We start from the raw sequence: 23525 nt of genomic DNA, 5'->3' as shown, positions 1-23525 counted from the left end.
AAAGGTAAAAAACGGCACTTTTCGAGGAATAAACCCTGCTTTTTTGATGGAAATATCCTAAATTTGCGTTATGGATATGATTACAACATATAACATGGCTATGGCTACGCTTATCCCGGCCTTTTCATCCATAGCCTGTGGTATTCTGGTTGCTTTTGCATTGCAGGACTGCCTGACATGGGAAGAACGGAAGTTAAAAAAAATCGTATTCACCTACTTCTTCGTCGAGGGCATAGCCTGGTGCATCACTTTCTTCTACCCGTTCTGCCCGTCGGTGTTTGTTTGCCTGAATACGCCCTGCCTGCTGTCGTACACTTTAATATCTGTATTTTTCTTCCGGGTCATCCGCTACCTGACCCGGCAGGGACAGCCCGAGAATTTCCCGTCGATACATTATTGGTTGCCCGGCGCGCTGGCGGCTGCCATGCTGGTATGGTCGTTCTTCATCCCTTTCGATGTGCAGGTGGAGATAGTCCGCGGCAAAGCGCTTGTGTTTCCGCAGGGATATGAAGCTTATGCCCGCTTCTTCACGTCCAAACTTCCTTTGCGCCTGCTCTTCGGAGTGGTTTATTATGCCCTTACCATAGGCGTGCTGACGGCCTACTACCGGAAAACGGATAAGCAGGCATCGATACGTAAACCGGCTGGGTGGGTGCTGTTTCTGGTCGCTATTTCCATTTCCTCGCTGTTTTCTTCCTTACTGCCTTGCTTTAAGCCGCGGGCCGAAATACTGTATTCCCCCTGGACTTTGCTAATCACCGCGAGCATCTCCGTAAATCAGATATTGCTTACCTACCATATAATACGGCGTAAATATATGCTTTATTCCATACCTGCCGTCGTGACGGAAACAGCAGCGGCAGCAGAACCACAGACAGAGCCGCGCCGCCGCCGTCATTCCGGCGAGCTGAACCGGAGCCGTTTCGAGCATTTTATCCGGGACAGGAAACCTTACTTGAACCCGGATTACAAAATAACCAATCTCGTGGAAGACCTGGACGTGAACCGCACGATGCTCTCGGCCTTTATCAACCGGACCTATGGCGTTAATTTCAACCGTTATCTGAACCGCCGGCGACTGAAAGAGCTTGAACAGCTCCGTTTGCAGCCTGCCAACCAAGGCAAAAGCATCAGTTCGCTGATAGACAAGGTGGGATTTAAGGATTTCCGCAATTACACGCGGGCAGCGGCAGCGGAACGCGGGAGTGCCGCTGCCGGAAAGACGGAACGCCGGACTGCTGCCACCGGCGAGGCCACCCGCCGCGGGAAAGAAGTGACTGCCCCCGCCCGCCAAAAGAAAGGAGGAACTGAATGACGACGGACATGAAACTGATAGAAGCGTTCGCCTTCTCCGCACCTATCATCTGCGCGGTGATATGCATGGTGATGATGCTGATGGACGCCCGCGCAAGCCTGCATAACCCGTTGGAAAAGCGGTTGCGTACGTTTCTGGCCCTTGCCTATCTTGTTTCATCGCTGGGATGGCTGGGGATGGTGTTTTATGTACTCAGCCCCCGCACTTTTGCATCTTATTATACGGTGTTCATACTGGCGCTTATGCTCGACCAGGTCATGATTTACCGGTTCGTCTCCCTTATCACGAATACGGGCGGACGGCGCAAGTTCAACCGCCTGCATCTGGTAATCCCCCTTTTTCTCACGGCTGTGTCGGTCGTTAATGCCATTTTGGTTCCAGTAGAGCAGCAAGTAAGGCTTATTTACAATGATACCGGTTCCGGTACATGGTTTCGGATTACATACGTAACAACGACCATCCTCTTCGTCGTTTACAACTCCCTGTATCCTGCATTAAATTTGCGGAATATACACCGGTACAGGCTGTTTATCGTGAATTATTCCGCCGACGCTTACAGTACCTCCCTCGGCTGGCTGACTTTTATACAGATACTCATACTGATTACCGTCCCGCTTCCCTTAGCCGGTCTTCTGATAGGCATTCCCGCCACCGCAATCAGTTATCTCGTATTGCTGGGGGCCTTGTCTTATTTTATAAATTATCTCATTCTGTGCTATAACCTGCTGAATAATAACTATCTTATCATCCAGACAGATACTGCGGAACCGGATATGCCTGCCGTGGCAACGCCCCTTGACCGCAAGCATTTCGAGCGTTATCTGCGCGACAAGAAACCCTATCTTGACCCCAAACTGCGCATAACCGACCTGGTCACCGTGCTCCATACGAACCGCAGCTATCTTTCCGGCTTTATCAACAAGGAATACAACATGAATTTCTGTAGCCTGATTAACTGTTGCCGGCTGGAAGAACTCGACCGGCTGCGTTTGCAATCCTCCAATGCTGAAAAAAACAACATGGATTTAGTGTTGATGGCGGGATTCAGCAGCTACCGGAGTTATCTCCGGGCAAAGAGCGAACAGGACGAAATGAGGTTGTTGAAGGTGTTTTGAATGATAAGATTATTAATTCACAAACCTTTTATGGAACTGAGAAATACTTTGGATATAACAAACTAAATTCTCTGTAGTAGATTATTATTCGTTCGATAATTGTTCTTCTTTCGTTCGACAGTTGTCATCTATTCGTTCGACATATGTCGAACGAATAGATGACAACTGTCGAACGAATAGTTTTTAGTATTTGTGCCATTAATTCCTTTCTTCTTACCGGATTCTTGTTCCTTATGTATGTTTTATCTGTTTGGGTACAACAAAAGGCAATGGCTGTGATGTTCAGATATGGATGCCGTAGTTCTGCTTCACTTCGTCCATTACGAATACGCTTTCCAGGGAGCCGAGGCTTTCGATGCTGCCCAGCACGTTCAGGATGAACTCCTGGTAATACTTCATGTTGGGGGCATGGATTTTCAGCAGATAGTCGAAGCTGCCTGATATGTTGTAGCATTCGGTCACTTCGGGGATATCTTGTATGATGCGGGTGAATTCGGCGGCGATGTCACGGTTCATCCGGCGCAGCTTCACGTTGCAGAAGACGACGAAACCCTGGTTCAGTTTTTCAGCATCCAGCACGGCGATGTACTTCTTGATGTAACCGCCATTCTCCAGTCGTTTCAGCCGTTCGAAGACGGGGGTGGATGAGAGGCTCACTTGCGAGGCAAGTTCCTTGACGGTCAGCCGCGCGTTTTGCTGCAAAGTCCGGAGTATTTGCAGGTCTACATGATCTAATTTCCCTGAGGTGTCCATAATAAATGTACTATTGGTTTGCTTTGATTTTGCAGAAGACTGCCTGTCTGCTGCAAGGTTGGGGCAAAAGTATATATAAAAACGGAATAATATTCTTTAAGGTAGTTGTTTTTGGCATCGCGGCAGTGCTTTTGTTCCATAAGGGGAGGGCGGAATAGGAATATTTTCCGTATTTCGGCTATATATTGGTCGTTATCCCTGCGGTATGTAATTTTGCCACCACGAAAGCAAATGAATTACTAACTAAAAAAGGAATGAATATGGAAACGAAGAAATTACACTTTGAGACTTTGCAACTTCATGTTGGACAAGAGCAGCCGGACCCGGCAACCGATGCACGTGCAGTGCCCATTTATCAGACTACCTCTTATGTGTTCCGCAACTCGCAGCATGCAGCCGACCGCTTCGGCCTGCGCGATGCCGGCAACATCTACGGGCGTCTGACCAATTCTACACAAGGCGTGTTCGAGCAACGTGTGGCAGCTCTCGAGGGCGGTGTGGCAGGACTTGCCGTGGCATCGGGTGCGGCAGCCGTTACTTATGCTTTGCAGAATATCTTGAGTGCGGGCGACCACATTGTTGCTGCCGACAATCTCTACGGTGGTTCTTTCAACCTGATCACGCATACGCTGGCGTCTCAGGGAATCAGCAATACGATTGTCAACGTCAATGATACGGAGGCACTCGAAGCAGCCATACAGCCCAACACGAAAGTGGTTTATGCAGAAACCTTCGGTAATCCGAACTCCGATGTGACTGATATAGATGCTGTGGCCGAGGTAGCCCACCGCCACCATATTCCTCTGATTATAGACAATACGTTTGGTACTCCTTTTCTGATTCGTCCGATTGAGCACGGGGCGGATATCGTGGTCCACTCCGCCACTAAATTCATTGGCGGTCACGGTTCCAGCCTGGGTGGTGTCATCGTAGATGGAGGCCGGTTCGACTGGAAGGCCAATGCCGATAAGTTCCCCACGCTGGCCAAGCCCGATCCCAGTTACCACGGGGCTGTTTTTGCAGATGTGGCCGGAGTGGCGGCGTTTGTCACCCGTATTCGTGCCGTGATTCTGCGCGACACCGGGGCGACGATTTCTCCGTTCAATGCTTTCATCCTGTTGCAGGGCTTGGAAACGCTGTCGCTACGTGTAGAGCGCCATGTGGAGAATGCGCTGAAAGTGGTGGACTATCTGGAGAAGCATCCGAAAGTGGCTCGGGTGAACCATCCGTCACTGCCCGGACATCCTGATCATGAACTCTATAAGAAGTACTTTCCTCAGGGTGCGGGCAGCATCTTTACGTTCGAGATAAAGGGTGGGCAGGAAGCGGCGTGGAAGTTTATCGATGCGCTGGAGATCTTCTCGCTGCTGGCCAATGTGGCGGATGTGAAGAGCCTTGTGATCCATCCTTATACCACCACTCATTCGCAAATGAGTGCGGAGGAACTGGAACAGCAGCGCATCACGCCCTCTACCGTGCGGCTTTCGATTGGTACCGAGCACGTAGACGATATCCTTGCGGACTTGGAGCAGGCGCTGGCTAAGGTCTGATTTATGATGACTTACTATATATTATGCGAATCGGGAGGTGAGATTAACTCCGTTTCCGGACAGGTTATGAGCAAGAGTATCTCAAACTCCTCCGCCTGAACCAACGGTCGGCGAAGCCAAAGGGGAGGTGCCCGTAGGGCGGAGGGGTTTTACATCCGCAGGGGCTTATGTATTGCAAAGTTACTCTCTGCTTATGTAAGACCCCCTCCCCCCCTACGGGGTACTCCCCCTTTCAGGCGGGAGAGTTTGAGATACTCATGTTTATCATTTCATTCATTTCCAGTCCCGTTATGAATCTGCTTTGGCGGCAGGGCGTGCCCGACAGGGGGAGGCACGCCTACCGCCGAAGGCGTTTAGTCGGCATAGACCGGACCTTGTGTCACCGTTTCCCACTTCGTAATGGTGCCGGTGGCTTGCACGCCGGTGCGGGTGAGGATGACTTCGTAGATATACTCCTTGCCGGACTCGAACTCAACGGGGTCTACGTCCCATGTGTAGGTCTCGCTGCCGATGGTGAAGGTGACCGTGAGCTGGTTGGCGCCGTAGTTGGCGGGGATAATGACGGCATCGAACGTGGCTAGGGCACCGGTAGTTGGGGTGGTGGCACGGCGGGGAGTGATGTCAGCTACCGTGGACGGGGTGCCGAGCGAGCCGTCCTTCACCGAGAAGGTGGTGGCGGTATTCATGCCGTGGATGGTGACGATGGCGTCGTCCAGGCTGGTGTAGCCGGTGTTGGCTTCGGCGGTGCAGTTCATGGTGAGCTTGGCCAGGCAGTGGGCGAAGACGAGCGGGATGGGGGTGTCGGCATTGGCGTCTTTGGTGTAGCCGGCGCTGGTGTTGTCGGACGCTGCCCAAAGCATGTCGAAGGTGGACTGGGCGGACTGGTCGGTAGTGCTGACGGCGAGCGGGGCGTCGAGGGTGGCGCTGGTCTGGTAGGGGTAGTAGGCGATGAAGTCGACGGCGGAGTTGCTCATCGGGTAGTAGATTTCGCTGCCCAGGATGGGGTTGAAGACGCTACCGGCGGAGCCGATGGTGAACTTCTTGTTCGCGGCATTTTCGGCAATGGTGGTGGTGCCGTGGTCTACCATGAAGACGCCGATGGCATCGCCGTCGTTCCACATCGTGCCTGCGGCGCGGGTGTCGGGGTTGGCTACTACGGGCTGGCCTATGCCGGCGGTGAACTGGATGGGGTGCGGGCCGGAGGGTTGCGCGTCGTCGTTGGCATTGCATGATGCCAGGGCCAGGGTGGTGGCCAGGGCGATGGTGGCGGGGAAGAATCTGAGCTTTTTCATTTTGTTTACGTTTTAAATAATTAATCTATTTGAGTTATTTTTCGTTGTGTGTGCGGGGTGGGGGCATTGCTGCTCTCCCCGCGGGTATGTCAGTCGGCCGATACGGAGCCGCCTTTCACGGGTGTCCAGTCGCGGATGGTGGCGGTGAAGCCGGTGCCGAAGGGCGTTTCTACGATGGCGCCGGTCAGGGTGAGGGGCGTCTTCTTGTCGGCGTTGAAGCTGCTGAGGGCGGAGGTGAGGTCGCTGCCGGGGTTGCCGTCGGCGCCTTGCAGGGTGATGGCGGCGGGCTGGTCGTCCTCAAAGTAGATGCGGGCGTAGAGGCGTTGCTGTGGGCCGGCCGTGCCCAGCAGGCGGACGGTGGCGGACCACTTGCTGGCAGGGGAGCTGTCCGCGGGGCCGTCGGTAGGGCCGTCCGTGGGGCCGTCGGTGGTGTTGCCGTCCGTTTGCCGGCTGAAGTTGAGGGCTACGCAGGCGGGGGCGGAGTGCACGTCGGTATCTACATTCAGCATGGAGGCCACGCCTTCCAGATAGGCTTCGATGCGGGCGATGCGGGCCGCGGTACCGCCACTGGGCTCGATGAGGAGCGTGAGTTGGCGGACTTGCTGGCGCATGCGGGCGGTGAAGCTCTGGTCGGTGGCAGGCGCGGTGAGGGTGGCGCTGAGGGTGGAGGTGAAGAGCCATCCGGGCTGTGGCTGCACAAAGCGAAGGGAGCTACCTGCAGATACCTCGTCCGCCTCCACGGAGGCCGTGAAAGCCTTACCGCTGACGTCGGAGAGGAGGATGTGCTGCGGGGTGTTGAAGACGCGCAGCTGATATGTGCCGGGCTCGAAGAGCTGCGGCAGCATGAAGCTGGTGCCGCTGACGTTTATCGACGGGCCGTCCTGCACGGACACGGTGTAGGTCTCCGGCACTTCGATGCCCGCGGTGCGCTCTGTCCAGTCGGTCGTCAGGCTGAGGTGGGCGCTGGGGTCGTAGATGGGGTCATCTACGTGGCAGGCCGAGGGGAGCTGCATCAGCAGGAGGCCGAGGGCGGGAGCGATGAGGCGGCGAGCAACGGCCGTTCCCCGGGCTCGAAGGAGGACCGGGCGGGCGACGCGGCGACGGGGGGTAGTATTTCTTTGTTTCATTTCTATCAGGTATTATATTAGTAATGTTGTTTCCGCAATGGCGGGAGTATCTTAATTCCTCCGCCTGAACCAACGGTCGGCGAAGCCAAAGGGGAGGTGGCCGAAGGCCGGAGGGGTCTCCCACTGACAGAGATCTTCCACTGACAGAGGTCTTCAGTTAGGCGGGGTCTTCAGTTAGGCGGAGTCTTCCATTAGGCGGGTTTTCCGTTGACGAGATTACTTCCGCGTGATGTGAGACCCCCTCCCCCCTTCGGGGTACTCCCCCTTTCAGGCGGGAGAGCCGGGATAGTGCTGCTTGCTGCGGAGGAGAAGGGATGCTTCGCTTCGCTCTGCATAACGGCATCGGTGGGAGAGCCGGGATAGTGCTGCCGAGAGAGCCGGAGCAGCCTTAGCCTCCCCCTTATTCCCCTTCCGTCTTCTCCTCCCCCTTTTTCTTCTTCTCCGCCGCCGCGTGCGTCTGCGCCAGCCGCTGGTTATACGCCGCATCTGTATCTGCTATCAGCTTGTTGACGGCGGTGACGAAGGCTGCGGCTTCGGCCGAGGGGGTGGCGACGCTGGCCACGAAGGCGCGCGTCACGATTTCGTCGTACTGCGGGTCCATCTCCTGGCGGACGGTCTTGCCGGCATCCAGCCGGGTGGCGGTTTGCGAGGCGGCACGGGCGTCGATGAGGGCGGCGTAGTCGGAGGTGAGGCTGGAGAGTTGCTCGACGACGGGGTCCAGGCCGAGGGTCTTGACGTGCTTGGCCAGGTCGGGCTTGGAGAGGTCGGCGACGAGGCCGCGCATGGCTTGTATCTGCTGGCCTTGGGGCAGGTTCTGGCAGCCGATGTAGGGATGGGTGGCGTTGTAGAGGGTCAGGGCTGCGGTGCGCTGGGCGGTGAGGGGGGAGGCCTTGGCGGTGCGGAAGGCGGCCATGAGGTAGACGATGAGGGCGTCGGCCTCCTTGTCGATGGCGGCTATCTGGGCGGTCTGGTCGCTGATGCGGCTTTGGGCCACGATGTCGGTCATGAGCTCGATGTTGCCGCCGAAGATGCGGAGCAGGGCGTCATCGAGGCCGAGCTTTTCGGCGGTGGCGATGAGGGCTTGCTCGTAGAGGCGCTGCATGAAGTTGGTGTATTCGGCGTTGTTCAGTTTGGTGATGCCGAAGGGGGAGATTTTGGTGTAAGTTGCCATAATGGTTGGGGTTTGATGTTATTAATAATGTTATATAGTAATGTTATTGGGGAGATTCTAAGCTCCTCCGCCTGAAAGGGGAGGTGGCGCGAAGCGACGGAGGGGTCTCTCGCGCCGCAGGGAGACACACGTTATATGTGAAACCCCCTCCCCCCTTCGGGGTACTCCCCCTTTCAGGCGGGAGAGCTTAGATAGTGCTGCCTCGACGAGGGGCTTCCGACTGTCTGAAAGTGTCCGGCGAGGGCTCGGCAACCGCCTTCCGACTGTCTGAAAGTGCCCGACGAGGGCTCGGCAACCGCCTTCCGAGTGCCCAAAAGTGTCCGGCGAGTGCCCGGCGATGGGTTTCCGACTGTCCGAAGGTGCCCGCCGAAGGCTCTTCGACCGTTTTCCGCCTGCTGAAACCACCCGCCGAAGGCTCTTCGACCGCTTTCCGCCTGCCGGAAGCTGCCCGCCGAGTGCTCTTTTCTATGGTTTGTATTCATTGCAATCTATTTATTAGTTTACTTTTCAGAGACTGTCATTCCGCGTGCACGGAACTTTCATTCTGCGACTGCTATTCCGCTTGCACTGCGTGCACGGAGCTTTCATTCCGCAACTGCTATTCCGCCTGCACTGCGTGCACGGAGCTTTCATTCCGCGGCTGCTATTCCGCATACACCGGGCCTTGTGTCTCCGTCGTCCACGGGGTGATGCTTCCCGTGGCCGTGACGCCGGTGCGGGTGATGAGCACTTCGTAGGCGTAGTCGTTGCCGGAGGCAAAGGTGGTGGCGTCCATTTTCCAGACGTAGGTCTCGTGGTTGACGTAGAACTCCACGGTTACCGTGCCGGCGGCATACGTGTCGGGCACGATGATGGCGTCGTAGGTGCCTGCGTAGTCGCTGGCGGTGGTGGCTTTGCGGGCCACCATATCGGCCGGGGTGGCGGGCGTGCCGAGGGCTCCGTCGCGCACGGCGAAGGTGGTGGCGGTGTTCATGCCGCGCAGGGTGACGGTGGCGTCGGTGTCGAAGGCGGTGATGCCCGTGTTGGCCTCAAACTTGCAGTTCATCGTGAGGCGGGCGAGGCGGTGCCGGAACACGAGCGGGATGTTGCCTCTGAAGTTTTTGTCGTAGCCCTCGCCGTTGTTGTCGGCGCGGGCCCACATCACGTCGAAGGCGGGCTGGCGCGTCTGGTCGGCGGTGCTGACGGGGATTTGGCTGTCCATGCCGAGCCGGTCCGTGTCGGTGTAGGGGTAGTAGGCGATGAAGTCCGTGTGGTGGTCCGCATCCAGCGGGAAGTAGATTTCGTGGCCCGAAACGGGTCGGAAGAGGCTGGCGGCTTCGGTGGTGAACTTCTTGTTGGCGGCATAGGTCGAGGCAATAGCCGTTTCCTTGTTCTTCAGCATGAAGATGCCGATGGCGTCGCCGCTGTTCCAGATGGTGCCCGTGGCGCGGGTCTGCGGGGTGGCCACGGCTTGCGGGCCGATGCCGGCGTTGAAGCGGATGGCTTGCGGGCCGTCCGGCTGGAGGTCGTCACTCGGGTTGCAGGATGCCAGGGCCAGCACGGCGGCAAGGGCGATGGCTACGGGGGATAGGGTCTTTTGAGGTTTCATATTGTTTCGTTTGGGGTTTATTCGTTTTAGTTATTTTATTTATTATCAGGGGAGCGGCGCGCCGTCAGTTGAAGACGATGCGGAAGCCGTTATAATAGCCGGCGTCGCCGGGGATTTGGCTATCGCGCCGGGCGGAGCGGCAGTAGTTACCAGGACTCCCGTACGAGCCGCCGCGACGCACGCGGCTGCCGAGCTGAGTGTCCGGGAAGGGACTGACGGGGTCGATGGCAGGGTCGGCGCTGTAGCCTCCGCCCCAACTGTCGAGGCACCACTCCAAGGCGTTGCCGTGCATGTCGTACAGGCCCCACTTGTTAGGCTTCTTCGTACCGACGGGTTGCGGCTTATAATCGCCATCATCCCCTGAATTACTCGTGTACCAGCCGTAATCGCGCAGCCCGTCCTCGTCATCGCCGCCCGTGAAGGCGGTCGTCGTCCCGGCGCGGCAGGCGTATTCCCACTGCGCTTCGGTGGGCAGCGAGGCGCCCAGGCGGCGGGCGTATTCGTCGGCGCCGTACCATGTGACGTAGATGGCGGGGCAGTCGGCGTAGCCGTTCATCGGTTTCCATTGGCTGCCGGCGGCATCCCACGTCAAGCCGTACGGGCGGCGTCCATTGTTTTCCTTCGTGCAATCCAGCACCAGCACCTCTCCGGGATGCCGGGCGGCGGGATAGCTGCCGGCGGCGGGGCACTTCCCGTCGCTGCCTACGCCGATGGCGTTGAGGAAGGCGGCATACTGGGCGTTCGTCGTCTCGTACTTCGCCATGCGGAAGCCGTGGGTAAGGGTCACCTCGTGCTGCTCCTCATTGTAGTTGCGGTTCTCCTCCGTCTCCGGGCTGCCCATGATGAACGTGCCGGCGGGTATCTCCACGAAGTCCTTGAGGTCGACGGGGGAGAAATTGCCCGTTCCGTCGTTGTGTGGGTTCACCGTCCAGGTCTCCACGGAGGGCGCGCCCACCTCGATGCCGGTGCGGCGGATGGTGAGGGGGTAGACGTGGTTCGTGCCGGACTGCCATTGGCCTGCGGGGAGGGTGGCGGTGTAGGCGGTGGCGCCTACGCGGATGCTGACGGGGACGGCTTCGTGGTTGCCTCTGATGACGATGCAGGAGAATACCGCGTCGACGCCCTGCGGGGCGGAGGCCTCGCGGTAGGGGGACACGGCTTTCATTTCACCATTGGCCATTGCAATATCATCGTTCATTATTATTAGCACATCATGTAAAATCTCCATCTTCACGTCCCCGGCCGTCAGCGCGGCTACGTCAGCATGGCTGATGCCGGCTCCGGCGGTGACGCAGAGGGTGACTTTGGCAAACATGTGATGGAAGGGGAGGTGGACGGGAGCGGCGCTGCGGGTCACGCCCTCCACTTGGGCACAGAGCACGTCGATGGCGGCGGGGTCGCTCTGGTCGGTGAGGTCTATCTTGAAGTTATAGTTCTCGTCCAGTTGTCCCACGACGTCCCCTTTCGGGGTGTAGGGATAGTAGGCGTAGAAGTCCACGAGGCCCGTGGCGGGGTAGTACATAGGCCCGGCGCCGGGGTCGGCGGGGGCGAAAGTGGCGGTGGAACGGTCGGCGTCGTCGGTGCTGATGCCGGCGGGGGCATACGGGGCGTTGTCTCCGCCGGGCAGGACGCCGCTGCCCTCGGTGAGGCTGCCGCCCGCACGGGCCATGATGATACCGATGCGGTCGGTGGCGAGCCATTGGTCGCCGCCGGAGGCGGTGCGGGTGGTGGGGGTGCTGCCGCTCTGCATCGTGGCGGGGACGGCTTGGTCACTGCCGCTTTGCACGGTGGCGCAGAAGCTGACGGGGAGCGGGTTGGCGTCGGCGTCGGGGGATATTGCATCGTCCGTGGCGCAGGCGGAGAGGCAGGCGGAGGTAAGGAGAATAAGGGCGAGGCGCAGGGCAAACCTCATGCGCTTCGGGGTGGCGGAGTAACTCGGTTGTGGGAGTGCGGAGTATCTCGGCTCCTCCCCTAAGTTAGGGGAGGTGGCGCCGGAGGCGACGGAGGAGTGTGTTGCTCCGGACGCGGCTGACACACGCCCCCGCCCTTCGGGCACCCCCTCTAACTTAGAGGGGGAGTTGGAGATAGTCTGCGTTGCGGCGGAGTAACTCGGTTGTGGGAGCGCGGAGTATCTCGGCTCTCCCGCCTGAAAGGGGGAGTACCCCGTAGGGGGGAGGGGGTTTTCCACAGTGTGTGTGTGTTCCTGCGGTGCGAGAGACCCCTCAGTCCTTCGGACAGCTCCCCTTTCAGGCGGAGCAATTGAGATAGTTCTGCTTGCACTTGTACTTGCGGCTGCACTTGCACTTGCAGCAGCTGCACTTGCTGTGCCGGCGTCGGCGGCTGTCTGGTGTGAGGAATATATGCTTGTTTTCATACCTTATATATATTAATGGGTTATTCATTCATTACTCGTTGAAGACGACGCGGAAACCGTTGTCGCTGTAGGCACTGCCGGGGCCGATAACATTACGATAGGCGGAACGGCAGTACTTAGGAGTATTACCAAAGCTGCCGTTGCGAACCGTGCGGTCGGAGCCTGTGTCGGGGCCGGCCGGGTCGGTTGCGGGAGCGCCGGGCGTGCTGCCGTAATCATTGTCGTACCAATCCGCACACCACTCGGACACGTTCCCGTGCATGTCGTACAGCCCCCACGCGTTAGGCTTCTTCGTGCCGACGGGGTGAGCGATGTTGCCTGAATTAAAGCTATACCAGCCGTAATCGCCCAGCCCGTGCTCCTCGTCGTCCCCGCCGGGGTAGGCGGTCGTGCTTCCGGCGCGGCAGGCGTATTCCCACTGCGCCTCGGTGGGCAGCGAGGCGCCCGCCCAGTCGGCGTATGCCCTGGCCCCGTACCAAGTTACACGCACGACGGGAAAATCCGCTTTGCCTGTAGCCGGCGACCATACATCGTTGTTCCATTGAACGCCCAGCACGTTATCCTTTTCGATTAACAGCTGTTTGCCGTATCCCGTCACGTTGGCCTTGCCGTCCTTTCCGCACTTGATGTCGTTCAGGAAGGCGGCATACTGTGCGTTGGTCACCGTGTAGCGGCTCATGCGGAAACCTTTGGTCAGGGTTACCCGGTGTTGTGCTTCGCTATTATTGCGACCAGTCTCCGCGGGCGTGGTGTTCAGCCCGCTGCCATCCTTATCTTTGATGTTCGAACCGTCGGACGAACCCATCAGGAACGTGCCGGCCCCGATTTTCACGGTTTGCAGCGCGGAGGCGGGCAGGGCGCGGGTGAAGGTTTCGACGGAGCCGCCATATAGCACGAGATTGTCCGCCAGCGGGGCGTCCTGAAACACCCACGGGCCGTAGTCCAGGCGTATCAGGCCGGTGGGCGACAACACGGACTGCCCGGGCAGCAGGGCGCGGTAGGTGTAGGTGGTGGCGTAGTCGGCATCGGCGGGCTGCTCCACGCGGCGCATGATGAGGGTGACGGGGTCGGCCTGCTCGTTGGCGGAGGCCATGATCGGCAGGGAACGGGGGTTAGCGAGGTCACTCAGGTCCATATCCGCCTCCGTCTGCACGCCGTTCAGCCTCACGGCGAGGGTCTCGTCGGGGCCGCTGCCTTTCGGTCCGGCGGGCACGCTGACTTGTATCATTGCCATGAGGTGGTGGAAAAGGAGGGAGACGGAGCCGCCGGTGATGGCGGCTTTGCTGTAGCTATGGTTGTTGTATGCTCCCATCAGGTCGGAAAGGCTGTAGGGGTCTCGGCCGGCGGTGGCGACGGTGGCTGTGGCGTTCTGGTCGGTGGCGGCGCGGAAGACGTAGGCGGTGGGGTTCATCCGTTCGGGGTGGCCGCCGCAGTCGTCGTAGGGGTAGTAGGCAAAGAACTGGAGGCTGCCGGTGAAGCCGGCGGGCCAGTAGATGTTGCCTTGCCAGGTGCCGGTGGCGGCGTCGTAGGTGAGCCGGGCGTTGTGGATGGGGTTGCCGCTGGCGGTGAGGACGGTGGTGGGGTCGGTGGCGTTGATGGCGAAGATGCCGATGGCGTCGCCGTCTTCGAAGGTGGTGCGGAAGGCGGCGTCGGTCACGGCGCGGGTGACACAGGTCCGGGAGCGGGTGGTGCCGGGCTCCTCAGCGGTGTTTTCAAGTTCCTCTGCGGGGGCGATGGAGATGTCGAAGCGCAGGGCATTGGTATCTGTCCCGATTTCGGTCCCGGCATCGGATACCAGGGCCTCGTTGGTGCAGGCACCCAGGACAAGGAGCATCAGCAGGCAGGCCGTGACGAGGATGGCGGTCACCAGCCCGCCGAATAACATCAGTCGTCGGTGATACTTGCGAGCCATGTTGTGGAGGGAATTAGAGTTCATCATAAGGCATTATTTGTTTAAAAGAGTAATGAGTTGGTTTCTGTTTCTATCGCAGTCGGTTCTTTCCCCCTACCGTCCAGACGAGACTGACGGATACCTGCGTAGGTCCCCAGAGGTTCTTCACGCGGTCGCGCTGCTTGTAGGTACGGGTACCGTCGCCTTGCAGCGTGAAACTGTCGTAGCCGGAGCGGGTGTAGCCCAACCCCAGGCCGAAGTCGAGGGCGAGGTGTCGCGCCAAGGGCAACTGGTAGCCCACGGTGAGGCCGGCGCTCCACAGGTGGCCCTGGTAGCCGGTGTCTCCGTCGCTCAGGATGCCGCCCAGTATATACTTATATATATTGTATCTGCCTACATTGGCCGACAGCCCCAGGTAGAGCCGCCTCTGCTGCTGCAGATACCAGCGCACTTCGGGCGAGAGGAGCCACACCTTCTGCACCCGCCCGCGCTGACTGCCCCACTGCGCGCGGCTGCCATCCAGGCGGATGCCCATGGCGGGGGAGATGCGCCACTCTATGCCGAGCGTGGGCAGTGCTAAGGCATCATAGAGGAGGTTGGTGCGGAGGCCGAGGAGGTAGGTATCCGTCTGTACCGGATTCTCCTGACCCATCCCTTTGAGGGAGCATAGCGGCAGGAGCAATAGTAATAGTATCATTCTTTTCATACGTTCTTTTGTTTTAATGATGCCCGAAGGTAAAAACAAATGGTGGGAAAAGTGTCGCAATACAAGGATTGCGACACTTTTCCCACCATTCTATGGGGTTTGGAGGGGAATTATAACTTTTCTATCTCCTCGATGGACAAGCCGGAAGCTTTGGCAATGCCGTCTATGGGAAAGCCGAGGGACTTTAGGTTGCGGGCTATGGAGAGCTTTTCTTCTATGCGGCCTTGCTCAAGGCCTTGTTCAATTCCTTGTTGCAAGCCTTGTTCAATTCCTTGTTGCAAGCCTTGTTGCAATCCTTGTTGCAATCCTTCTTCCCTTCCTTCCTGCAGTCCTTCCTGTTTGGCTGTGCCCAGCACATCGTTTTGTATCATAATGGCATCGACATGCCGGTCGTAGGCCTCGCGTTCGGCGGGCTCCATGTTGTAGTAGATGAGTTTCTTTCGTGCCTCGGCCAGTCCCGGTGCTTGGGTGTCGGGGCGGATGCAGCCGGTCTTCAAGTACTCAATCCACTCTTCGAGCGGGGTGACGGCCACCTGGTTGAACTCATTGACGCGGATGAGGAAGTATTCGGGGAATATCTCGGCGGGAAGTTTGCGCACAATGACCCCCTTCTCCTTGGTGCTTACCTGCAGGAAGTCGCCCGTATGCACGCCTACAAAGGTATTTTGCCCGTGGTATAAGTAATCGTTGCCCTGCCCGATGTCGAAGTAGAGGATGCTGATGGAATACACTTTCTTGACGTCAGCGTAGATGCTGCCCAGTTCGATGTGCTCGGTAATGGCCTTTGCCACGCCGTAGAGGATGCGCTCCAGATAGTAGAGTTCGCGGGTGTTCTGCACTTCCACGAGGATGATTTCGTCCTTACTGTTGCGCGCCTTGATGTCCACCCGGTTGAATTTGTCGGCTTCGCTCTGTTGGTTGCCCTCGCTTTCCAGTATCTCCACGATGCGGATTTCCTCGCCCAGGAGCACGGTGAGGAAGCCTTCGAGTACCCCGAAGTTAGCTTTGTTGCGTAGCAGGCGTTTCACTGCCCAGTCAAAGCGGATGTATCTGTCTTTCTGTTCCATAATAACATTGTTTGAGGCAAAGATACGAAAAGATAGTTTATCTTCGCACAAGCGCCTGTACTTTATATTCTGCAAAATATTTGAGCCTGGCTAGCCGGAGAGAGGCGTCTTGAAAGCCACGGCCCTGGTTTCCGGCTACCCGTCAATGTCCCTGTTCCTGCGGAAAGCCCCCGGCGAAAGACCGATAATCTTCTTGAACACCCGGTAAAGGGACTGGCGATCGTTGAAGCCCGCCTCGAAAGCTATTTCGTCCATCGTGCAATGGTCGTTGGCAGGTTCGGACAGGATGCGGACGACCTCCTTCACGCGGAACTCGTTAATGTAGGCATTGACGTTGTTGCCGGTGTGGCGGTTCAGCACACCGGAGAGGAAGTAACGGTTGAAACCGGTCGCCTCTGCAAGGGCGTCGAGCGTCAGGTCAGCACGCTTGTACAGCTTCTGTTCGTTCATCGCCTTCTCAATTTCGGCCATCACCATTCCGTCGTGTTCGTCGGCGGGAGGTTCGGGGGGAGGCGTTAAGCATCCGGCGTCAGCAGTCGTGCATCGGTCGGCGGCCGGGGCGCAGCCTTCCGCTGTCATCACCTCTTCTTCCTCGTCATAGGGTATCGTCTTCTCCGCAGGCACTTCCAATCCCGCCCACTGCTGACTGCGGCGTACCAACTCGTGGTAGGCGGCGCGCGTGCGGCGGTAGTAGTACTGCGTCAGTCCCAGCAGCACAAGTACCACGATGAGCACCATCGCCATTGTGACGGCAGTGAGCAGATACATCCGGGCGTGTGCGTGCTCCACCTCCATCTGTTGGTGGTAGATTTTCTGGTCGGCCGCGCGAAGCTGCTGCTCCACCCGCCGCAGCACCAGTCCGCTGAAAGCCTTCGCCTCCTTGTCCTTGGTCGCCAGCGTGGAGTCGAGGTAGGCCGACGCTGCCTTGCTATTGCCGATGGCGGTGTAGTAGCGCGTCAGGGCATCGTACATCCGGCTGTTTTTTTCGGGCAGACGGGTGCGGGTGTGATAATCCAGCGCCATGTCGAGATACTTCCTGGCGGCCGGTGGATTGCCCTTTTCCAGGTAAATCTCCGCCACATCTACCGCCCGCTGCGACACGAAATCGAAATCGTTGGGGCGGGTAATCTTGCCCAAGGCGGGGACGAGCCACTTTAGCGCCATGTCCGGTTGTTGGCGCAAGTAGTAGTTGCAGCCGATGTTGGCCTCGGTGATGCCTTCCCACACCATCCGGTCCAGCTCGCTCGGGCGCGTCAGTTCCAATAGGCGCATGAAGCAGGAGTCGGAACGCTCGTAGTCCTTATAGCCGTTGCGGTAGGAGAGGGCCATTCCGTTGATGGCGGGGTTCAGTGAGCCGTAGTAATTGCCGGGCACGTCGGGGTCGGCGGCCACTTTACGGTAATATTTCAGTGCGTCTTCGTATTCCCGGAAGTCGTAATACAGGTTGGCAAGGTAGTTGTAGATGTGCGGGCGCGGGGGAAACACCTTCGTTGTAACCGAGTCCAGTTCTGCCGCCGCATCGAGATAGCAGGAGAAAGCCTTTTCGTAGTTCTCCACAAACACCCGGTAACCCTCTGCTGCCTGATAAAGTCCGAATATCCGTACCAGCGGAAAGCCCTGCTTCCCGGCACGTTCCGCCAGTGCCAGCATTTTGTCCGAATAATCTTCCGCCGTATACTCCTCCGACCAGGTATAACCACCGCGTCGGCTGTTGTAGAAGCGAACGGTGTTACGAACCATTTCATCTATCAGCTTCCACTCGCCGGACTTGTCGGCCGCAGCTGCCTCGTCGAAGAGCGTCACGAGCCGGACGCGCGACAGAGAATCGGTGTGCAGCAGGCTGCCCACTACCCGCATATAGGTATCGTGATATTCGGCATAAGGCTTGCCTACCATCTTGAGAAGCGGGTTCGCCGGAGAGGAAGGGAGGGTTGTCTTCCTGGTACCGGTAGATAAGGTTGCCTTCCCGGTGCTGACAGGTAAGTTCGTCTGCCCGGCCGAAACAGCACCGGAAAGCAGTGTAACGATGATAAGGAGTGATAGTGTTCGTAGTATGTATTCTGGTCTGTTCATGTCTTATTTCACATTTTAGTGCGATAAAGATACAGATTTTGTATACACTCTCCATGGAAATCAGTAGTTTTGTGCAACTAAAAAATATATCATTGTATCCATGACATTCAAAGAACATATTCATCATTTTCTGCATAATCAGGCGCTGAAGCGTAAGTTATATGTCATTATCTTCGAAGCTGACACCCCGGCGGGTAAGGCATTTGATGTAGCCCTTATTCTATGTATTCTGCTGAGCATCCTACTTGCCATTGTCGAGAGTCTGCAAGGGCTTCCGGCATGGCTTGCCACCCCGTTCATCGTGTGCGAATATCTTTTCACTGCATTTTTCACTTTCGAGTATGTCACCCGTATCTATTGCTCGCCCCGGCCGCGGAAATACATTTTCAGTTTCTTCGGTATTGTCGACTTGCTTGCCACATTGCCGCTTTATCTTGCTTTCTTCCTGCCCGGTGCGCGCTACCTGCTCATCATCCGTGCCTTCCGGATCATCCGCGTGTTCCGTATTTTCAAGCTTTTCAACTTCTGGCTCGAAGGACAACGACTGCTTACTTCCTTGCGGGAGAGCAGCAAGAAGATTGCTGTATTCTTTCTTTTCGTCGTTATTCTTGTCATCGCCATCGGTACGCTGATGTATATGATAGAGGGAGATCAGCCCGGTACGCAGTTTACCGATATTCCGAACAGTATCTATTGGGCTTGTGTCACTATGACCACCGTAGGGTATGGAGATATTACACCTGTCACCGCTTTGGGGAAGTTCCTCTCTGCATGCGTCATGCTGATAGGCTATACTATTATTGCTGTGCCTACAGGTATTGTTTCTGTATCCATGATGAAAGAATACAAAAGGCTCAAGGATCTGGAATGCCCCAACTGCCACAGAACCGGACACGAAGAAAGTGCTGAGTATTGCAAATATTGCGGACACAAACTGGGAGTTTAGTCGATGGCAAAGTCTTCTGATTTGAAGCTGCTGTAATATCTTCCTGAAATTGCCGTAAATTTCAGGACACAATAGTCCGGGTCTGTCACGCCTTCCGGGTAGTACATGGTGTCGCCTTCCCGCCATATCATTTCTTTGCTGGCGCTGTCCGTCAGTACTTCCATCGTGCCGCAAAGCATGACGCCGCGGAAGAAGCGGGTGTCGCAAAAGTACATGCAGGCACGGTTGTTTTCCAGATATTGCGCTACGCGCATGGACGAGGTGTTTGTTGTCAGATAGATGGTTTTGATTCCTTCCCTTTTCCGAGGTTGGAGCATAGCTTTGATATTGGGGTAACCATCTTTATTGACTGAGCCGATAAAGGCTGTTTTTTGCTTGTCAATGATATTTCCTATTGTTTTTTCTGCATCTCTCATTGTTTTATAGTTAATAGGTTATTGATTGTGCAAAGGTAGGAAGTGATCGAGATATACGGGCAATAAAAAGAAGGGGGAAAATGTCACTTTTTACGGTTCGTCTACTTGTTCTATGGCTTATGTACCTGCCGGTAGGAAAGGGGTGTCTCCCGGGTATATTGCCGGAAACTGCGTACAAAATACGAGACGGTTGAGAAATTGAGCTCAAAAGCTATTTCTGAAATTGGGAGGTCCGTATAGGCAAGCAGACGCTTGGCTTCGTCCATCACTTTGTTCCGGATGTATTGCTTGGCATTCATATTCAGGGATGAATTGACAATTTCGTTCAGGTAGTTGGGGGTGATGCAGAGTTTGTCGGCATAATATTGGACGGAGTGATGCTCCTTGAGGTGTGCATTGACTAACTGGATAAATCTGTTCAGATGATTGTTACCTGTTTCTCTGTCTGTTTTTTGGGGCGTTGCTGCGTGAAGATAAGCACGGTTGAGTAACATGAGGGCTTCGTAAAGCAATGCCCGTAGTACGTGCACATCATTCTGACGGTATGTGTCGATTTCTGTTTTAATCTCGCATAGAAGCTGGAGCATCCGTGGGTACAGAGTATCGGGCAGATGTAGTTTATGGGCTGTTTTCCCTATATTGAAATAAGGCAGATGTTGCACAAACAGCGGGTCCTTGAAGAAGGATGACAGGAATTCGTCTTCGAAAATCAAGGCGTAACCATTGGATATATGTGCGGTGTCCCAGTTACGTATCTCTCCCGGTTTCGTGAAGAATACATCGCCGGGAACGGCTTCCTGCGTCTGGTTATCAATGGAGAAAGTGCCTTTTCCCTCGGTGATGAAGGTGATGTCGTAGTAGGTCAAAGTATGTATACTACTTTCGGTCAGGAATTTTCTGGTGTAGCTAAGTTCTACTACATCAATCAGAAGTTCGCTTCCGTACTTCGTCTTATAGAAGGTATATTGGGGGATAGTGCTTTTCATTTTCTGTCCAAAAAATAGGGAAGACTGCGGCAAAGATACTAAAATACTATTGGCTGACAAATTTAAAAATAGAGATGTATCTGTTAAAATATGGCTTTCAAGGTCGTGTAGTGTGAATTAATGTTGTATTTATACTTTGTTTAATAGGGAATTATTTTCCATTGGAAATAAATTAATACGTTTGCATTGTTTTATCGGAGTAATAACAATTAAACTGAATAAAAATGGAAACGAATATGGTGAAAGTCTTTTTCAGAAAACATTGGCCCGTATTATTGGGCGTAGTAGTCGGCGCAGTAGCAGGTTATTTATATTGGAGATATGTAGGTTGTACTACCGGTAGTTGTCCTATTACTTCTTCTCCTGTCAATAGCACTTTGTGGGGAGCCGTTATGGGGGGATTATTAGGAAATATCTTACAGCCTCAATCACGAATGGAAAACAATCAATAAGACTAATAATGGAACAAAATGCAGCAACAAAACGTGTATTCAATCTTTCGGGGATGTTTGCACTTGCCCTCCGTCTGGTAGTCGGTTGGACATACTTTTCGGCGTTCTGGCGTCGCCTTGTATTGGAAAATAAATTAGTAGAAGATGCACCGGGTTATATTGGAGAGAAATTCAATCATTTTCTGCCGAATGCTTTGGGCATTAAACCTCTTATCGAGTATTTGGTGACGACACCGGATGTACTGTGGTGGTCGATGGTAGCTTTTACTATTATTGAAGGTATAGTAGGGTTGTTGTTCATGCTGGGGTATTTCACCCGGCTGGCAAGTATAGGAGTGATTGGCTTGGCAGGTGGTATTCTGCTTGGCTCGGGTTGGATAGGTTCTACTTGTCTGGATGAATGGCAGATTAGTGTGCTGGGTGTTGCCGCAGGTTTTACTGTATTTCTTGCCGGAGGCGGATATTATTCACTCGACCGTATTTGGATGTCGAAAACGCCTTGGTTCAATAAACGTAAATGGTATCCGTGGATCGCTTCCGGTGAATTGGCTATAAAAGACAATACTTTGAAGAAAGTAGCGGCTGTGGGAAGTGTTGCCATTCTTTTCCTTACCTTATTTACCAATCAGGTTTTTCATGGTGGGGTATGGGGGAAATTGCATAATAAATCGGTTAAACCCAAAATAGAAATTGTAGATGCAAATTTGCAGAGTGGTGAGCTTCAGTTTACTTTGTCCCGGGTAGAAGGCATCGACGTCTATGGTTCCTTCTTGATAGGCATTGCGTTGCAAGATGCCGAAGGCAATGAGATTATAAATCTGGGTATGGATGATCTGTCCCATTTCCCTGCCGAGAATATCCATAATAAGTATATAGCCAAAGTTAAGTCCGGAAAGCATAGCTTGGTTATTCCGTTGGGTGCCAAGGCAACTCTTGACATTGCAAGCAGTGCTTTAGCAAACCTTTCCGGAGAAGTTTATAAGTTGGTGCTGACAGATATCAGTGGACAAACCTGGGAAGCGGAGATAACCAAATAAAGTGAATCTAATATAAAAGGTAGCCTGCAACTCCTGCTAATATTATCAGTAGAATAGGGTGCAGATTCCATTTCCATGTGACACCGAAAGCTGCTGCGAAGATCAGGATGCTTTTATAATCAATGAAGTTTTCCTTGTTCATCAACAGCAACGCAGCAGCAGCTATCAATGAAACAGACATAGGCAGCAAACCGGACATTGCTGCCTTGATGTATTTATTATCCTTACACTTCGCGAAGAAATAGGAAATCAGCAATACTAATATAAATGAAGGCAAACAGACTGCAACCGTGGCTGCAATCGCTCCCCATACGCTTTGTGTAACTGTATAACCTACATAGGTTGCGCTGTTGATTCCTATCGGTCCGGGTGTCATTTGCGAAATGGCCACAACGTCGGTGAACTGTTGCAAAGTGAGCCAATGGTAGTGGTCGACTACTTCGTATTGAATAAGGGATAACATGGCGTATCCGCCTCCAAAACCGAAAACTCCGATTTTCAGATATACTAAAATCAATTGCCAGTAAATCATGCTTGTAATTTTTTCAGTTTATCTTTTAACCATAATGTGTAGACCATTCCTCCTGCAATGCCTGCCAGGACAATGTAAACGGGCGACAGCCCGCATTGCCAGATGAGCACCGTGGCAATGGCAGGCAACACCAATTGCCAGTATTTCAATTTCAAAGCCCGTGCTGCCGATATGCAAGGGATAACAATCAAGGCTACCACTGCCGGACGGATGCCGTTGAAGATACGTATCATTGCCTGATTGTTCTGGAAATGGGCAAAGAACATGGCAATCAGCATCATAATAACGAAAGAGGGGAGAATCGTGGCAAGTGCACATACCAAGCTGCCTTTCACCTTGTGCAACTTATAACCTACGAAAATGGATATGTTTACCGCAAAAACACCGGGCAAGGATTGGGTCAGTGCGAACATCTCCATAAAATCTTCTTTACTCATCCATTTCTTTTTTACAATTTCCCGCTCTATGAGAGGTATCATAGCATATCCACCACCGATAGTAAACATTCCTATCTTGGCAAATGTCAAAAATAGCAGCAAGTATTTCATTATTTTTTCTTCGGGTTACTTTCTATCGCAAAGTAACCCAATATTATCAACATATACAAGCTGGAGGGGTGATATTTATTTATTAATATTTTATATTTGACCGCTTTATTCTTAAATCTATTTAAAAGGTGAATATTTAGACCTAATAAACCTTTATATTTAACTCCTAATTACAAAAGTACATATATTAACATGATACAGATAATACAATTACAAGGAACAGACAAGCGGTTATATCAGCTTGTAGCTCCTTTAGTGATGAGCCCGGAAGTGCTGAAGCAGAATTATAATTATCCTTTCCGTACTTCGGAGGATTATGTATGGTTCATTGCTCTGGATAATAGACATGTTGTTGGTTTTATTCCGGTGGAACGAAAGAAATCGGAGTATGTTATTAATAACTATTATGTCAAAAAAAAGAATGTTGATACCTTGAAATTGCTATTGGAAAAGGTGATTGATACCTTGGATAAGGGCGTCAATTTGACGGCTATCAGTTTCGTTGAAGACAAGGACGTTTTCAAGGAACAGAAATTTTCGGTAGAAAAGGTATGGACCCGTTATGTAAAAATGAAGAAAGACTGAT

General features: G+C 54.3%; 22 protein-coding genes. 8 read left to right on the top strand and 14 right to left on the bottom strand.

The features are described 5' to 3' along the window. Window positions 1–76 precede the first annotated feature (76 nt). Complete coding sequence (locus tag AAE250_RS11535) at window positions 77–1315, top strand: AraC family transcriptional regulator (protein ID WP_294601184.1); 1239 nt, start codon at window positions 77–79, stop codon at window positions 1313–1315. Further along, window positions 1312–2430, top strand: coding sequence for an AraC family transcriptional regulator (locus AAE250_RS11530; RefSeq protein WP_342288915.1), 1119 nt, complete (start codon window positions 1312–1314; stop codon window positions 2428–2430). Before AAE250_RS11535 ends, AAE250_RS11530 begins: the two co-directional genes overlap by 4 nt. 282 nt (window positions 2431–2712) lie before the next feature. Here AAE250_RS11530 and AAE250_RS11525 read toward each other — a convergent pair whose 3' ends face one another. Next, window positions 2713–3183: an Lrp/AsnC family transcriptional regulator gene (locus AAE250_RS11525; protein ID WP_294601187.1), complete on the bottom strand. Its 471-nt coding sequence runs from the start codon at window positions 3181–3183 to the stop codon at window positions 2713–2715. 260 nt (window positions 3184–3443) lie between these two features. Between AAE250_RS11525 and AAE250_RS11520 the strand changes: the two genes are divergently transcribed. Beyond that, window positions 3444–4733, top strand: a complete 1290-nt coding sequence (locus AAE250_RS11520) for an O-acetylhomoserine aminocarboxypropyltransferase/cysteine synthase family protein (RefSeq protein WP_294601189.1) — start codon at window positions 3444–3446, stop codon at window positions 4731–4733. 353 nt (window positions 4734–5086) lie between these two features. Here AAE250_RS11520 and AAE250_RS11515 read toward each other — a convergent pair whose 3' ends face one another. The 9 genes from AAE250_RS11515 to AAE250_RS11475 all read right to left on the bottom strand — a co-directional run bounded on the left by AAE250_RS11515 (window position 5087) and on the right by AAE250_RS11475 (window position 17845). Beyond that, a complete protein-coding gene (locus AAE250_RS11515; protein WP_294601191.1) occupies window positions 5087–6025 on the bottom strand; it encodes a fimbrillin family protein in 939 nt (312 codons plus the stop codon). Window positions 6026–6114: 89 nt separating this feature from the next. Beyond that, complete coding sequence (locus AAE250_RS11510; protein WP_294601194.1) at window positions 6115–7152, bottom strand: hypothetical protein; 1038 nt, start codon at window positions 7150–7152, stop codon at window positions 6115–6117. Window positions 7153–7552: 400 nt separating this feature from the next. Beyond that, a complete protein-coding gene (locus AAE250_RS11505) occupies window positions 7553–8323 on the bottom strand; it encodes a DUF6261 family protein (RefSeq protein ID WP_294601196.1) in 771 nt (256 codons plus the stop codon). A 643-nt stretch (window positions 8324–8966) separates the two neighbouring features. Next, window positions 8967–9911 carry a fimbrillin family protein gene (locus AAE250_RS11500; protein WP_294601197.1) on the bottom strand — a complete coding sequence of 315 codons (945 nt, stop codon included), beginning with the start codon at window positions 9909–9911 and terminating at the stop codon, window positions 8967–8969. Window positions 9912–9975: 64 nt separating this feature from the next. Then, the gene (locus tag AAE250_RS11495) at window positions 9976–11823 is read right to left on the bottom strand and encodes an SUMF1/EgtB/PvdO family nonheme iron enzyme (RefSeq protein WP_294601199.1); all 1848 of its coding nucleotides are present in this window, start codon (window positions 11821–11823) and stop codon (window positions 9976–9978) included. 493 nt (window positions 11824–12316) lie between these two features. Next, a complete protein-coding gene (locus AAE250_RS11490) occupies window positions 12317–14224 on the bottom strand; it encodes an SUMF1/EgtB/PvdO family nonheme iron enzyme (protein WP_294601201.1) in 1908 nt (635 codons plus the stop codon). Between the two features lie 43 nt (window positions 14225–14267). Continuing rightward, the gene (locus AAE250_RS11485; RefSeq protein ID WP_342288914.1) at window positions 14268–14942 is read right to left on the bottom strand and encodes a DUF3575 domain-containing protein; all 675 of its coding nucleotides are present in this window, start codon (window positions 14940–14942) and stop codon (window positions 14268–14270) included. 50 nt (window positions 14943–14992) lie between these two features. Then, window positions 14993–15949 carry an Rpn family recombination-promoting nuclease/putative transposase gene (locus AAE250_RS11480; RefSeq protein WP_294601205.1) on the bottom strand — a complete coding sequence of 319 codons (957 nt, stop codon included), beginning with the start codon at window positions 15947–15949 and terminating at the stop codon, window positions 14993–14995. Between the two features lie 135 nt (window positions 15950–16084). Continuing rightward, on the bottom strand, window positions 16085–17845 hold the full coding sequence (locus AAE250_RS11475) for a helix-turn-helix transcriptional regulator (RefSeq protein ID WP_342288913.1): 1761 nt from the start codon (window positions 17843–17845) through the stop codon (window positions 16085–16087). Window position 17846: 1 nt separating this feature from the next. Here AAE250_RS11475 and AAE250_RS11470 point away from each other — a divergent pair, with 1 nt between their 5' ends. Both AAE250_RS11470 and AAE250_RS11465 read left to right on the top strand, forming a co-directional pair. Beyond that, window positions 17847–18041, top strand: coding sequence for a hypothetical protein (locus tag AAE250_RS11470; protein ID WP_342288912.1), 195 nt, complete (start codon window positions 17847–17849; stop codon window positions 18039–18041). Window positions 18042–18122: 81 nt separating this feature from the next. Beyond that, window positions 18123–18968 (top strand): ion transporter, encoded by an 846-nt coding sequence (locus AAE250_RS11465; RefSeq protein WP_294601209.1) that lies wholly within the window; start codon window positions 18123–18125, stop codon window positions 18966–18968. Here the strand turns inward: AAE250_RS11465 and AAE250_RS11460 are convergent. Next, on the bottom strand, window positions 18965–19384 hold the full coding sequence (locus tag AAE250_RS11460) for a pyridoxamine 5'-phosphate oxidase family protein (protein ID WP_294601211.1): 420 nt from the start codon (window positions 19382–19384) through the stop codon (window positions 18965–18967). The genes AAE250_RS11465 and AAE250_RS11460 overlap by 4 nt on opposite strands. Window positions 19385–19494: 110 nt before the next feature. Further along, on the bottom strand, window positions 19495–20370 hold the full coding sequence (locus AAE250_RS11455) for an AraC family transcriptional regulator (protein WP_294601213.1): 876 nt from the start codon (window positions 20368–20370) through the stop codon (window positions 19495–19497). A 236-nt stretch (window positions 20371–20606) separates the two neighbouring features. On the opposite strand from AAE250_RS11455, the gene AAE250_RS11450 reads away from it, so the two are divergent. Together AAE250_RS11450 and AAE250_RS11445 are read left to right on the top strand one after the other, a co-directional pair. Then, the gene (locus AAE250_RS11450; protein WP_294601237.1) at window positions 20607–20822 is read left to right on the top strand and encodes a DUF6132 family protein; all 216 of its coding nucleotides are present in this window, start codon (window positions 20607–20609) and stop codon (window positions 20820–20822) included. An 8-nt stretch (window positions 20823–20830) separates the two neighbouring features. After that, window positions 20831–21859: a TQO small subunit DoxD gene (locus tag AAE250_RS11445; protein ID WP_294601215.1), complete on the top strand. Its 1029-nt coding sequence runs from the start codon at window positions 20831–20833 to the stop codon at window positions 21857–21859. A 7-nt stretch (window positions 21860–21866) separates the two neighbouring features. Here the strand turns inward: AAE250_RS11445 and AAE250_RS11440 are convergent, their stop codons facing one another. Together AAE250_RS11440 and AAE250_RS11435 are read right to left on the bottom strand one after the other, a co-directional pair. After that, window positions 21867–22391 carry a chromate transporter gene (locus AAE250_RS11440; RefSeq protein WP_294601217.1) on the bottom strand — a complete coding sequence of 175 codons (525 nt, stop codon included), beginning with the start codon at window positions 22389–22391 and terminating at the stop codon, window positions 21867–21869. Then, window positions 22388–22939, bottom strand: a complete 552-nt coding sequence (locus AAE250_RS11435) for a chromate transporter (protein ID WP_294601219.1) — start codon at window positions 22937–22939, stop codon at window positions 22388–22390. Before AAE250_RS11435 ends, AAE250_RS11440 begins: the two co-directional genes overlap by 4 nt. Window positions 22940–23131: 192 nt before the next feature. On the opposite strand from AAE250_RS11435, the gene AAE250_RS11430 reads away from it, so the two are divergent. Continuing rightward, complete coding sequence (locus tag AAE250_RS11430; RefSeq protein WP_294601221.1) at window positions 23132–23524, top strand: hypothetical protein; 393 nt, start codon at window positions 23132–23134, stop codon at window positions 23522–23524. Window position 23525: the final 1 nt, after the last annotated feature.

Origin of the sequence: Bacteroides sp. GD17 (assembly GCF_038448625.1) — a bacterium.
GTDB lineage: Bacteria > Bacteroidota > Bacteroidia > Bacteroidales > Bacteroidaceae > Bacteroides.
The sequence above is the reverse complement of the archived record's forward strand: the minus strand, read 5'-3'. Positions and strand labels throughout refer to the sequence as shown.

Coding starts and splice junctions, on each gene's coding strand:
- AAE250_RS11450 (WP_294601237.1), top strand. CDS start 20,607: ATGGTGAAAGTCTTTTTCAGAAAACATTGGCCCGTATTATTGGGCGTA.
- AAE250_RS11445 (WP_294601215.1), top strand. CDS start 20,831: ATGGAACAAAATGCAGCAACAAAACGTGTATTCAATCTTTCGGGGATG.
- AAE250_RS11460 (WP_294601211.1), bottom strand. CDS start 19,384: ATGAGAGATGCAGAAAAAACAATAGGAAATATCATTGACAAGCAAAAA.
- AAE250_RS11500 (WP_294601197.1), bottom strand. CDS start 9,911: ATGAAACCTCAAAAGACCCTATCCCCCGTAGCCATCGCCCTTGCCGCC.
- AAE250_RS11520 (WP_294601189.1), top strand. CDS start 3,444: ATGGAAACGAAGAAATTACACTTTGAGACTTTGCAACTTCATGTTGGA.
- AAE250_RS11515 (WP_294601191.1), bottom strand. CDS start 6,025: ATGAAAAAGCTCAGATTCTTCCCCGCCACCATCGCCCTGGCCACCACC.
- AAE250_RS11505 (WP_294601196.1), bottom strand. CDS start 8,323: ATGGCAACTTACACCAAAATCTCCCCCTTCGGCATCACCAAACTGAAC.
- AAE250_RS11535 (WP_294601184.1), top strand. CDS start 77: ATGATTACAACATATAACATGGCTATGGCTACGCTTATCCCGGCCTTT.
- AAE250_RS11435 (WP_294601219.1), bottom strand. CDS start 22,939: ATGAAATACTTGCTGCTATTTTTGACATTTGCCAAGATAGGAATGTTT.
- AAE250_RS11490 (WP_294601201.1), bottom strand. CDS start 14,224: ATGATGAACTCTAATTCCCTCCACAACATGGCTCGCAAGTATCACCGA.
- AAE250_RS11430 (WP_294601221.1), top strand. CDS start 23,132: ATGATACAGATAATACAATTACAAGGAACAGACAAGCGGTTATATCAG.
- AAE250_RS11480 (WP_294601205.1), bottom strand. CDS start 15,949: ATGGAACAGAAAGACAGATACATCCGCTTTGACTGGGCAGTGAAACGC.
- AAE250_RS11465 (WP_294601209.1), top strand. CDS start 18,123: ATGACATTCAAAGAACATATTCATCATTTTCTGCATAATCAGGCGCTG.
- AAE250_RS11440 (WP_294601217.1), bottom strand. CDS start 22,391: ATGATTTACTGGCAATTGATTTTAGTATATCTGAAAATCGGAGTTTTC.
- AAE250_RS11510 (WP_294601194.1), bottom strand. CDS start 7,152: ATGAAACAAAGAAATACTACCCCCCGTCGCCGCGTCGCCCGCCCGGTC.
- AAE250_RS11475 (WP_342288913.1), bottom strand. CDS start 17,845: ATGGTAGGCAAGCCTTATGCCGAATATCACGATACCTATATGCGGGTA.
- AAE250_RS11530 (WP_342288915.1), top strand. CDS start 1,312: ATGACGACGGACATGAAACTGATAGAAGCGTTCGCCTTCTCCGCACCT.
- AAE250_RS11455 (WP_294601213.1), bottom strand. CDS start 20,370: ATGAAAAGCACTATCCCCCAATATACCTTCTATAAGACGAAGTACGGA.
- AAE250_RS11495 (WP_294601199.1), bottom strand. CDS start 11,823: ATGAGGTTTGCCCTGCGCCTCGCCCTTATTCTCCTTACCTCCGCCTGC.
- AAE250_RS11525 (WP_294601187.1), bottom strand. CDS start 3,183: ATGGACACCTCAGGGAAATTAGATCATGTAGACCTGCAAATACTCCGG.